11 protein-coding genes and 1 pseudogene are annotated in these 11,426 nt (G+C 62.8%); 5 read left to right on the forward strand and 7 right to left on the reverse strand.

Going from position 1 to position 11,426, the window contains the following annotated elements; all coding sequences use genetic code 11:
* The first annotated feature begins 53 nt into the window (after positions 1-53).
* Positions 54-546, forward strand: a pseudogene (locus tag EET13_RS15025) (nuclear transport factor 2 family protein).
* A gap of 37 nt (positions 547-583) precedes the next feature.
* Here EET13_RS15025 and EET13_RS15030 read toward each other — a convergent pair.
* The 3 genes from EET13_RS15030 to EET13_RS15040 all read right to left on the reverse strand — a co-directional run bounded on the left by EET13_RS15030 (position 584) and on the right by EET13_RS15040 (position 3,994).
* Positions 584-1,540 carry a hypothetical protein gene (locus EET13_RS15030; RefSeq protein WP_122443036.1) on the reverse strand — a complete coding sequence of 319 codons (957 nt, stop codon included), beginning with the start codon at positions 1,538-1,540 and terminating at the stop codon, positions 584-586.
* 738 nt (positions 1,541-2,278) lie between these two features.
* Positions 2,279-3,022, reverse strand: a complete 744-nt coding sequence (locus tag EET13_RS15035; RefSeq protein WP_122443037.1) for a DJ-1/PfpI family protein — start codon at positions 3,020-3,022, stop codon at positions 2,279-2,281.
* A 21-nt stretch (positions 3,023-3,043) separates the two neighbouring features.
* Positions 3,044-3,994 (reverse strand): GlxA family transcriptional regulator, encoded by a 951-nt coding sequence (locus tag EET13_RS15040; RefSeq protein ID WP_122443038.1) that lies wholly within the window; start codon positions 3,992-3,994, stop codon positions 3,044-3,046.
* A 121-nt stretch (positions 3,995-4,115) separates the two neighbouring features.
* Here EET13_RS15040 and tpx point away from each other — a divergent pair, with 121 nt between their 5' ends.
* Positions 4,116-4,613: a thiol peroxidase gene (tpx, locus tag EET13_RS15045; protein ID WP_122443039.1), complete on the forward strand. Its 498-nt coding sequence runs from the start codon at positions 4,116-4,118 to the stop codon at positions 4,611-4,613.
* 244 nt (positions 4,614-4,857) lie between these two features.
* Here the strand turns inward: tpx and EET13_RS15050 are convergent, their stop codons facing one another.
* Positions 4,858-5,754, reverse strand: coding sequence for a DMT family transporter (locus tag EET13_RS15050; protein ID WP_244603921.1), 897 nt, complete (start codon positions 5,752-5,754; stop codon positions 4,858-4,860).
* A 133-nt stretch (positions 5,755-5,887) separates the two neighbouring features.
* On the opposite strand from EET13_RS15050, the gene pcaDC reads away from it, so the two are divergent.
* The 3 genes from pcaDC to EET13_RS15065 all read left to right on the forward strand — a co-directional run bounded on the left by pcaDC (position 5,888) and on the right by EET13_RS15065 (position 9,399).
* Positions 5,888-7,051: a bifunctional 3-oxoadipate enol-lactonase/4-carboxymuconolactone decarboxylase PcaDC gene (pcaDC, locus tag EET13_RS15055; protein ID WP_122443041.1), complete on the forward strand. Its 1,164-nt coding sequence runs from the start codon at positions 5,888-5,890 to the stop codon at positions 7,049-7,051.
* Between the two features lie 320 nt (positions 7,052-7,371).
* Positions 7,372-7,929: a chorismate--pyruvate lyase family protein gene (locus EET13_RS15060; protein WP_122443042.1), complete on the forward strand. Its 558-nt coding sequence runs from the start codon at positions 7,372-7,374 to the stop codon at positions 7,927-7,929.
* Positions 7,930-8,214: 285 nt separating this feature from the next.
* Positions 8,215-9,399 (forward strand): 4-hydroxybenzoate 3-monooxygenase, encoded by a 1,185-nt coding sequence (locus EET13_RS15065; protein ID WP_122443053.1) that lies wholly within the window; start codon positions 8,215-8,217, stop codon positions 9,397-9,399.
* Positions 9,400-9,489: 90 nt separating this feature from the next.
* On the opposite strand, the gene EET13_RS15070 is transcribed toward EET13_RS15065, so the two are convergent.
* From EET13_RS15070 to EET13_RS32815, 3 genes are all read right to left on the reverse strand, one after another.
* On the reverse strand, positions 9,490-9,906 hold the full coding sequence (locus tag EET13_RS15070) for an NYN domain-containing protein (RefSeq protein WP_122443043.1): 417 nt from the start codon (positions 9,904-9,906) through the stop codon (positions 9,490-9,492).
* A gap of 26 nt (positions 9,907-9,932) precedes the next feature.
* Positions 9,933-10,208 carry a hypothetical protein gene (locus EET13_RS15075; protein ID WP_122443044.1) on the reverse strand — a complete coding sequence of 92 codons (276 nt, stop codon included), beginning with the start codon at positions 10,206-10,208 and terminating at the stop codon, positions 9,933-9,935.
* 182 nt (positions 10,209-10,390) lie between these two features.
* Complete coding sequence (locus tag EET13_RS32815) at positions 10,391-11,035, reverse strand: PE family protein (RefSeq protein WP_122443045.1); 645 nt, start codon at positions 11,033-11,035, stop codon at positions 10,391-10,393.
* Between the last annotated feature and the right edge of the window lie 391 nt (positions 11,036-11,426).

The raw sequence follows: 11,426 nt of genomic DNA on the forward strand, positions 1-11,426 counted from the left end.
CCCGGCGGCGACCGACGACCCGCCGCGCAGGCTCTAGTTCTAGTGTGTCCGGTATGGGCAAATTCCCCAGAGCCGAGATCGAACAAGCCGTGCGGCACTACACCGACGTGGTGAAGGGGTGCTCGTCGTCGGGCGACTGGCGACCGTTCGCCGATCTGTTCACCGACGATGTCGTCTACATCGAACACCACTACGGCGTCTTTCACGGGCGGCGTCTTTCACGGGCGCGAAGCGGTGCGGGACTGGATCGTTGCCGTGATGGCTCCGTTCCCGCACATGCGGTTTCCAACGGACTGGACTGCTTACGACGAGGACGACGACGCGGTTGTCCTCGCGATCAGGAATCTGCTCGACCACCCGACGGACCCGAACGGTGAGCCGTTCTGGTTCCCGAACTGGACGCGGCTCTGCTATGCCGGCAACGGCCTGTTCTGCAGCGAAGAAGACATCTACAACCCCAACCGCGACGCGCCCAAGGTGGTCGGCGCCTGGCTGCAGGCGGGTGGTCGTCTTGCCACCGATCACATCATGTCGCCCAAATCTTGACCGCGGTTAGGGTCATCGGCCACCATCGGCAACCCTACTAGGGGCCTTCGTCTTCGCCCCCAGACCAATATATGAATTCGTGACTCTCCGGGATCGGTAATGTTCGGTTTGAAAACTGTGTTAGCAATTCAACAGGATCTTCCAGTTGCATCGTACGCAAATAGTCTGCGAATACCGGGTCCACTTTGAAGCCGTTTACAATCAGGTCGTTATTCGGGTTGCGACCGGCCACCGGCTGACTGACTGTCTCCGCATCCTGAGCGTCCCTCATAAGCTGAGTGAGGTCGTCTACGTGTACATACCCGCCTCGTTCGGCAATGTGGATATACGAATTCGGGTTCAACGGCAGGTTATTGAGCGGCCGATAGATGGGCAGCTCGTTGAATCGCGCTTCAAAAGCTTGATTATCGAGCGTTCGATCTCCATTAATACGGTTATCCATTGCCAGATCTTCGCGAAGTTCCGTTGCGGGTACCTGGTGGAAATTGTCGGCCGGAGCACTCAAGATTTCTACGGGAGTCACGAAGCCGGTTTCGTCGTCGGATGAGTCATCGTAATCGTAATAATCCGGCGCGCGATCTATTGTCGGTCGGTATTCGGGTACAGTCGGCAGCCCGGTACCCCCGTTATCTATATGAGCGGCTTCAGCGACCCTATCGGCCCCACTGAAATCGTCTGTAGGCGCGGCAGTGGTGTCGCTTTGTGTGGAATTGGTCGTACGGCTGTCAGTCGGCTCGTTGGTCGCACTTGTGCAGCTATCGAGTTTAAATCCGTCACGGGCGGCCAAACTGATGGTAAGCCGACCCGCGCTGATCGGGGAGCTGCTGGGGCTGATGGGAGTGATCGCATCCAGAGCGACGGCCACACCGCTGGTCAAGGTCAAAACCCCCAGTGCAGCGGTGGCGGCTTGCCTGCGGCGCCGCCGGCGGCGCTTCGTAAGTCGCGCGCCGCCGGCCTCACTTTTCGACATCGACTCATCGGGTTGTTCGATCATTCCTATGACCTCTTTCGGAGTTTAATCACTAGAATTCGTGTTCAGGCGGTACGGCTGAGCGTTCTAAGCTGGACCACTCAACGTGATCAGTACAAATAGAATACGGCGCCGATCTCTCGGAATTGACGATCTAGGTTGTCGTCAGGAAGCGATTTCACGTATGCACCAGTAATTTGCTTTATACGCACGCCGCAACGAACATTATAAATCGTCCTGGTATCGGCATTTCTCACCGGCAATATCGTCTTCATCCCGCTCCGGCACACTTGTAATCACGTTGACGCCTATATTGAAACGGGGCGCTCACAACTCGAGTCAAGAACTGTAATCGGCGTGTCATCCCGGGCATCGCCGGCTAGCCCGAGCCCGCGTTACTCACATTGAGTCCTTCGCGCATTGACGTTAGCCTGGGAATGCCGGCGCTGCCAATATGTGCCGAAGACTTATCGCCGCAGGAACAAGCTTTCACCCGTAAGGATCTAGACGAGCATAAACAGGTCGGCGCGGAGCAACTATCCCCCGATATACCGAACCACCGTCCCCCGATCGGGGGACAGCGCGCCTCCGCCAACCGGAGTCTGACTGCGCCGGCCAGGCGTATATGGTCGCGGCTTCGCGGGTATAGCTCTGGGATTGAGCCGGCGGACTTTTCCGGTGGCGGCGTGAAGTCAACGAACATCCAAACCGCTGGCACCGAGGGCATCGCTGGATAACCGCCACCACGCCTGGCCGCAGCCGTTATGCCGGCGCGGTCGCCGGCTGCCGCCTGCGCCGCCGTGACCGCACTGCCGCCAGCGCCTGGCGCCACGCGAGCATGGTCGTGGCCGTCACGTTGGCCGGGGTGACACTGTCTTTGGACAGCAGCGCCGTGGCGGCGGCCTTCGTGGCCGCCGATGCTTTCGACACGTGGCCGCAGTCGAACGGCGGCTGTGGATCGTATTCGATCGCCAGCTGGATCGCCTTGGCGCGACCTTCGCCGCCGATTTCCCCGGCCAGCCAGAACGCCAGGTCGAGCCCCGCGGACACACCGGCGCTGGTAACGACATTGCCTTGGCGCACGATCCGCTCGTCGCCGACGGGGATGGCACCGAAGGCCTTCAGCGCCGGAAGGGCCAGCCAATGCGACGTAGCGCGTCGATCCTGGAGCAGGCCCGCGGCGGCCAGGATCACCGACCCGGAGCACACCGACGTCGTCCAGCTTGCGGTGCGGTGCGCCTGGCGTAACCAATCCAACAGTTTATCGTCGCGCGCATGCATCGGGGTCGACGGGCCGCCCGGCACGAGAATGACGTCGGGCGTGGGCGTTTCGGTCAGCGAATAGGTGGCTCCGATTACCAGCACACCGGAGTCTGCGGTGATGGGCCCGGCTTCATGCCAGACAAACCTCACCTCGGCGTGGGGGAGGTTTCGCAGCACTTCGTAGGGGCCGATCATATCCAGCGCCGTGAATCCCGGATAGCTGACGATCGCGATTTGGGTCATCGGTGTTCTCTCCTTGTCGGGTTAGGCGAAGGTCTTGCGGTACTGGTCCGGCGAGATGCCGATACGGCGAATAAAGTTGCGCCGCAGAGTTTCTGCGGTGCCGAAGCCGCAGCGCGCGGCGATGGCCATGATGGTGTCGTCGGTCTGTTCGAGCTGTCGGCGCGCGGCTTCGGTGCGGATGCGTTCGACATATTGGCCCGGCGCCTCTCCGACTTCGTCGGTGAACACCCGGGTGAAGTGGCGCGGGCTCATCGCCGCGCGGCGGGCCAGGTCGTCGATGCGGTGGCAGCCTCCTGGTTGCGTTTCGATGGCCTCCTGGACCTGGCGGATGGTGGGACGTTGGGCCCGCGGCAGCCAGACCGGAGCCGCAAACTGCGTCTGGCCGCCGGGGCGGCGCAAGTACAGCACCAGCCAGCGGGCGGCGGTCTGCGCGACTTCGGTGCCGTGATCGTCCTCCACCAGCGACAGCGTGAGGTCGATTCCGGCCGTCACGCCCGCGGCAGTCCACACCGTCTCGGAGCTTCGGATGAAGATCGGGTCGCGATCCACCTCGACGGCGGGAAACTCGCGGGCCAACCGGTCGGCGAAGGCCCAGTGTGTGGTGGCACGACGGCCGTCTAGCAACCCGGCCTGCGCCCCCAGGAATGCGCCCGTGCATACGGTGACCAGGCGGCGCGCGGTGCCTGCCACGGCTTTGATCCAGTCCATCAGTTCGACGTTGCCGCGCGCGGCGTCGACACCGGCGCCGCCGGGCAGTACAACGGTGTCCACAGGTGCGCTCGGCTCGGGCAGCGGCCGGGTCATCAGGGCAAGGCCGGTCGCGGTGGTCACCGGTTGGCCGTCGGCGGAGACCAGCGTGACGTCATATCCACCCCGGGTCAGCAGCGACGCGCCGGCGAACACCTCGAACGGTCCCACGACGTCGAGTGCCTGAATCCCGGGGAAGCCGACGATCAGCACTTTGCGGACCATGGATTCAGTGTTGGCCAGGCAACGGTATGGCGTCTACGCCCTATATCCCACAGATTAGGACATGCGCGCCGTCTTCGGACCTGCTCACAACTCCCAATCCCGACCTTGGCAGACTGTGCCCATGGCACAAATAACCCTGCACGGTAATGCGATCAACACTGTCGGCGAGCTGCCCGCGGTCGGATCTTTGGCCCCGGCGTTCACGCTGACCGGCGCCGATCTCGGGCCCGTCGGCAGCGACCGGTTCCGCGGCAAGGCCGTCGTGCTGAATATCTTTCCGTCCATCGATACGCCGGTGTGCGCAGCCAGCGTGCGAACCTTCAACGAGCGTGCCGCCGCAACCGGTTCGACCGTGGTGTGCGTATCCAAAGACTTGCCCTTCGCGCTGAAGCGATTCTGTGGCGCCGAGGGGATCGAGAACGTCGCGACAGCTTCGGCATTCCGGGACAGCTTCGGCGACGACTACGGCGTCACCATCTCCGACGGCCCCATGGCCGGTCTCCTGGCCCGAGCGATCGTCGTGATCGGCGGCGACGGCAACGTCGCCTACACCCAGCTGGTACCGGAAATCGGGCAAGAGCCCGATTACGACGCCGCGCTGGCCGCAGTTAGCGGCTGACGTTCGGGCTGCCCAGCACTGACCACCTGGTAGCCGGATCGGTTGCTGTGGATGTGTCAGCCGCGCGCTCTTGTCGGCGACTGCCAACGGAGATCGCCGGAAACATCTGAACAGATCCAGCACGGCATGTCGGCCCGTTCGCACGATCACCGGATCAGGGCCACCGCCGGTGTCGCTGGCGCATCCATCAGGTCAATCAGCCGACGGGCAGGACGGTCACCGGCGGTCCAGGTCTGGCCCTCGATCAACCGGCTGGCCGACGACGCTGCGTCAGCGCCGCGCCGAGTAATACCAGCGCCGCGCCCCCGAGCAGACTCCATCCAACCGGCTCGTGCAGAAATATGGCGCCCACGGTAACAGCGACTACCGGGATCAGATACGTCACGGTGGAAGCAGCCGTGGCGCCGGCATCACGAATGATGCTGTGCTGCAAGACATACGCAAGTCCCGTGCCCAGGACACCAAGAGCCAGAACGGCAGCGAGGGTGGTAGTGCCCATTGTGGGAATCCGCGGCGCCGTGGCCAGGCAAAGCAATATCAATTGCGCACTGGCGAGGCTGAGCTGACCGGCAGTGAGCACCAAGGGCGAATAACCGGTGTGCCGGAGGAAATGGCGGACGTACACCCATCCGAACCCCTGACAGGCCGCTGCCGCGACTGCCACCAACACACCGCCAGTGTCGGCATGGACACCGTCCCACACCCGCAGAACCACCGCCACACCGGTTAGACCGATGAGGATCCCCACTACGGTATGTACCGTCGCACGCTCGTCATGCAGAACGGTAAACGCAAATAACACGGTGAATAGCGCTGACGTCCCGTTTGCCACTCCGGCCACTGCTGAAGACACGTGCCGCTCAGCGTAGCCGTACAGCGAAAACGGCGCGGTGTTGAGGAAAAGGGCGGCTACGAAAAGGTGCATCCACAATCGCTGTGTGTGCGGTAGCGCTAGGCGCCTCACCGCAACACCAGGAGCTACCGCAAGAGCCCCTAGCAGGCAGCGACCAAGGGTGATCTCGGCCGGCGACAAATCCGCCAAAGCAACTTTGATGAACAAGAAACTGCAACCCCAGATGATGGCCAGCAACCCAAGTTTGAACTGCCAAACCAACAATCGGCCGCCAAGGCCCGCTAACATACCCTGCGTCACACGCCTAGCATCCCCGCGCGGATACCCCGAAACAAGCGAATTCAATGCCTGGCGCCGACGACTTTGGGAAAATCAGCTCGCTCGACAGCCAGTTTCGACATGTGAACGTCAAGGAGGCGACATGGCGGTCCCACGCCTGATCGCAACGGATTTCGGCGGTCCCCACGACGCGGACGTGCTACTTCTCGGGCCATCGCTGGGCACGACGGCGAACGCTCTGTGGGCGGACGCAGCCGAACGGCTCGCCGACTACGTGCACGTCGTGGGCTGGGACCTGCCCGGCCATGGCGACAGCCCCACCGCCACATCACCGTTCACCATCGCCGAGCTGGCGCAGGCGGTGTTGATGTTGGCCGACGAGATCGCCGGTGCACGCACCTTTCACTACGCCGGGGTTTCCATCGGCGGGGCGGTCGGGCTTCAATTACTCCTCGATGCGGCGGACCGGCTGACTTCCGCGACATTGCTGTGCACCGGCTCAACGATCGGCATCGCCGAAGAGTGGAAGGCCCGCGCGGCGCGGGTTCGGGAAGAGGGCATCAGCGCGCTCGCAGAAGATGCGCCTAAGCGCTGGTGCTCCGCCGGGTTTCGCGACCGTCGACCGGCCGTTGTCGCACGATTGCTCGGCGACCTCGGCGTGACCGACGCCGAATCTTATGCTCTGGCATGCGAAGCGCTGGCAGACTTCGATGTCGCCGGCCGGCTGACTCGCATCACCACCCCGGTGCTGGCGATCGCAGGCGCCCAAGACTGGGTAACGCCCCCGGAATCTTTGCGCCAGATTGCCTCCGGGGTCAGTGACGGCCGGGTGGTGGTCCTCGATGAAATTAGCCACCTAGCCCCCGTCGAAGCACCCGAGCACGTCGCGGACCTGATACTCAGCCGCATCAGCACCCGGGACAACGTCTACGAGGCAGGCATTGCGGTACGGCGAGAAGTCCTCGGCGATGCACATGTTGACCGCATCATCGCCGAGAAGACGGACTTCACGTCCGACTTCGAGGACATGATCACCCGCTACGCGTGGGGCAGCGTGTGGACCCGCCCCGGGCTAGACAGGCGCAGCCGATCGATGATCACGTTGAGCGCGTTGGTAGCGTGCGGCCACCCCGACTATCTGCCCATGCATCTTCGGGCCGCACGACGAAATGGCCTCAGCAATGACGAGATCAAGGAGCTGTTGATGCACCTGGCGATCTACGTCGGTGTACCGGAGGTCAATTATGCTTTCCGGATCGCCAAAGCGGTGCTCGCCAACTATGACGAAGAAGAAGCCACGCGATGACGCAGCGCAATTTTCGACCGTCGCCGATAGCCGACTGTACGCGGCCGAAGCTGCTTCCCATGAGCCGTCGATGTTGTCAAATACGCCGGTGCCAGGTGTTGAGTTCAACCTTTGCTAGTCCATTTCCCAGCTTGCGAGTTTTCTCCCGGCGACGTACTATGCATGAGTCAATATTGCAGACGCTGATAGCCCAATGATCCGCCAGAAATTATTAGTGGCGACAGTGCAAGTTGATCATCGATTCCCGGCAGGCCAAGAATGCGCCCAATATATCGAGTCCCGGCGGACTTAGTGCATTGGGCCGGGGCAGGAGTGAAGACATGACGCGAACCATGTTGTCCGACATAGACATACGAGAGCTCGACCGCGACCTGCAAATCCTTCTCGCGACGAACGGTACCCTTACCAGGATCCTCAAGATCATCGCGGATGATGAGATCGTCGTGGAGATCATCAATCAACAGATTCATCCCACCGCGCCCGAAATACCTGACTTGGAGCGCCTACCCGATAGCCGGATTTTGCAACGCCAAACAATACTCAAAGGCCTTAGTTCCGGCGAAGAATTTATAGCCGCAGAAGCTTTGATCGCAATGGATCTGCTGCCGACGGCGATTCTGCGGAAACTGACGGAAACAGACCATCCCATTGGGGAGCTGATGGTAGCCAGTTGTTTGGAGGTGTTCAAGGAGACGGCTGAAATCTGGGAAGGGGAGTTGCCCGATTGGCTGGTCTCGACCTCCGAAAGGACATCACCCGCACACGCCATTGCGCGGCGGTATCATATGATCGTAGACGGCCAATCTGTTATTGTTCTTACCGAGCACTTTCTGCCCGGCATTTTTCGCGGCCGCACTATGCAGAACTGGGCAAGCTAACGCAACACCAGGTGCGAAGCAACAGCCGTCCCAGGTGGCCGCTGCCCTGAAACCACTTGCGCCAGTGCACCACTGAGACGGCAAAGAATGCGCCACATCTTTCCCCGATCTGCCTGAGCCACGAGGGAACGCTCGACGACGCGATATGCGCAATTCCCCTCATGCCGAAGCGCCTGCTGATGACCATCCGAATGGTCAGTTGCCCTGCTGCTCGCCGACGCGTCAAGGCCGAGACCGGCAGCCCCGTTCTTTTGTGAGCGGCCCACGGTGTTGTTCACTTGGGCCGTGCGCACCCAGGTCGCAATCGTTGGAGCCGGTCCAGCCGGCATGCTGCTGTCACACCTGTTGGCCGCCGAAGGCGTGGACTCGGTGGTCCTCGAAGCCCGTTCCCAGGACTACGTCTTAGGGCGCATCCGCGCCGGCATCCTGGACCACTGCTCCGTCCAGCTCCTCCAGTCGGTGGGGCTGGGCCGGCGGCTGACCGAAGACGGAATCGAGCATCGCGGAATATATCTGCAGTGCGAAGGCGAACGCCAACGTCTTGACTTCGTCGACCTGGTTGGTCGCAGCGTGTGGGTGTACGGACAAACCGAACTCCAACGCGACCTGATTGCCGCCCGCGAGGCCGCGGGTCAAAGCATTTTCTATGAGGTTGCCGACGCTGCCTTGTACGACATCGACACCGAGCGGCCGTATCTGACGTTCATCGACGGCGACGGGTTACCGCACCGGCTTGACACCGATGCGATCGTCGGATGCGACGGCTCGCTTGGACCCAGCCGCGCGTCCGTACCCGAAGGCGCCAAACAGGTTTGGGAACGCACTTACCCCTATTCGTGGTTGTCAGTCCTGGCCGACGTCGCACCGTCAACCGACGAACTGATCTATGCGTGGCACCCCGACGGCTTCGCGTTGCACTCCATGCGCTCCAGCACGGTGAGCCGGTTGTATCTGCAAGTTCCCAACCACGACACCCTCGCTTCCTGGACTTTTCAACGCATCTGGGATGCCCTCGCACGCCGACTCGGTGACGGCATCGAGGGCTGGTCGCTTCGCCGGGGCCCGATTGCGGAACGCAGCGTCCTGGCGATGCGAAGCTATGTGCAGGCCCCAATGCGGTACGGCCGGTTGTTCCTGGCGGGCGACGCCGCGCACATCCTTCCGCCGACCGGTGCCAAAGGACTGAACCTGGCCATCGCCGACGTCGCGTTGCTCGCTCCCGCCCTAAGCGCGTTGGTTAGACGGAACAAGGCAGAACTGGCCGACGCCTACTCCGCGGCCGCGCTGCGCAGGGTCTGGCGATACACCCACTTCTCATGGTGGATGACCACCATGTTGCACGCCACCGGAGACCCGTTCGACGCGCAGTTGCAACGGTCTCAGCTGCACTGGCTGTACTCGAGCGACGCCGCCGCAATGGGGCTGGCAGAGACCTACACCGGCCCGCCGTTGGCAGTGAGTGATCTGTAGTGGTCGCGAGTCGCACCCAGCGACGGGCCGCGCGTCGGCTGCGGAGTCACGAGCCACCCTCGCTGAACCCCGCCCCTGCGGCGTCAGTACTCAGTGAAGGCCACCGTGATCCGTGGGTCCGGTGGCGCGCGGGTCGATGAGGTCACGAAAACGTTCCGCCGGGTAGACGGAAGCACCTAACCGCCGGACCCGGTCGGTCAACGCCTTGTCCGATGTCACGACTGCAATCGCATCCGGTCGGGCGTCGGCTTGCACCAACCGCACGATCTCGTCGTCAGCCGAGTTGGCGGCCGCTTTGGGCGCATACGCCACCTCGACCGCCGACGACCGGATAGGCCTGGATGGCGGCCTCTCGAATACCACGGTCACCGCGTTAGCGTGCGCGTCCTGCTCATCAACCCACCGATCCAGCCTGCCCACCAGCGCGACCATGGCGCCGTGACGGTCCCTCCACCACCCGTCGGGACGACTCCCGATCACGTTCATGCCGTCGACGATCCAGCGCACACCTCACCGTACGACGAAGATCCGGGTTAGAACCACCAGCGTTTGCGCCGGTTGATCTCCTTACGGAACTTCTCCACGTGCTGCTCAGCGGCGGCCGCTTCCAGCGACCCGAGAGCGTTGACCACCTCCAGGTGCGAAAGGATGAGCAGGCCATTCAACTGCTTGAGCCGTTCCGGATTATTCGCCAGCGACTCCTGGTCATCGATATAGATGAGCAAAAAGTCGCGCAGCGCCTGGCTGCCGGTCATTTGCTCCGGGACTTTCATCCCCCGCAAGATGGTGGCCATGTCCGGGTTGGTCACTACGCCCTCTCTTTCGCTTGCTGCGCTACCACGGGACAGCGCAAGCGTAGGAGATGGGTGCTCCGGTTCGGCGATGCGATGCGGACACAGCCGCACTTTGGTCTTTTCGCCATTGCCGAGCAGTCGCCAGGTGCTCGGCTGTGCAAATAGTTAGGGAATAGCTGCTCGACCGACCGGGCCGGTCACGCCAAGCGCTCACCGGCTTGCGCTTGGGCCTGTCCGTCGCGTTCGCCCTCATCCTGATCCGCGGGTGTCGCCGTTGACGCCAGACCTGCCTTGGAGGCGCCGCCTGCCGGTGCGCCGCCACCCATGCCGCTGCTCAACGGGGCGGCGCCACTCATTGCCGATGATCCGGCGTTGGCGCCGGTGGAGGCCAGCGGCGAAGATGACGCTTCCATCACCTGCGACAGTAGCGGCGCGCGCACGGCCGGCTCGGCCGCTGCCTGAACTGCCCCCGTGCCCATGAGCCCCGGACCCGGCGTTGCGCCGGAGCCACCGGTGGCCGAGTGGGAGATGGCCGCGCCACGGAAGGCCAAGACGTCGGCGGCGCTGTCGTCGGCGTCCCCGTACATCCGGGCAATGCTGGTCAACGCCGCGCCGGTCCGCATCAGCTCTTCTTGTGCCGCCGTGTTGGACGCCAGCATCGAGGCGGCCTCCTGCGCAAATGCCATCACTGCCTGCGCGGAGACCTCTTCGGCGCCCGCGGGGATCAGCCCGGTCAGCACGGTCATCGCCGCAGTGCCGCCCGCGCTTACGCCCTGGCTGCCCAGGTCGACCAACTGCGAACCGATGTCGCCTGCCGACGGGTCGTGTGACATGGTGTCCATTTGCCTGCTGCTCCTATGTATTTGTGCGCGGACTGACCTTGCGTCGTGACCGCCTAACAATTCAACGATCAGCGGGGCCCGTGGCGCGGCTGCTGCCGCAAACTGTGGTACAGCTGCGCTGCACGATTGGTCAATTCTAAGGCCTTTGGAGCCCCAGCCAGCCACTTTCTTTTCAGGAGGGGTCAACAGCGGCCCATTAGGCGCGCTTGCCGCAATGTCTCGGGCCAATTGTGACGCAACGCACCGCACTGCGTGCTCACCTCACGCCCGTCATACTTGACATAACGAACATCGGGTGTCGACTCGGAGGCGCCCCCGATGTTTTGCAGACAACTTTGGAAGGAAGGGTCCCCTCTCTGTCAACCTTGAGTGAGACACTTCGACCCGAAAT

Source organism: Mycobacterium attenuatum, from assembly GCF_900566085.1.
Lineage (GTDB): Bacteria > Actinomycetota > Actinomycetes > Mycobacteriales > Mycobacteriaceae > Mycobacterium > Mycobacterium attenuatum.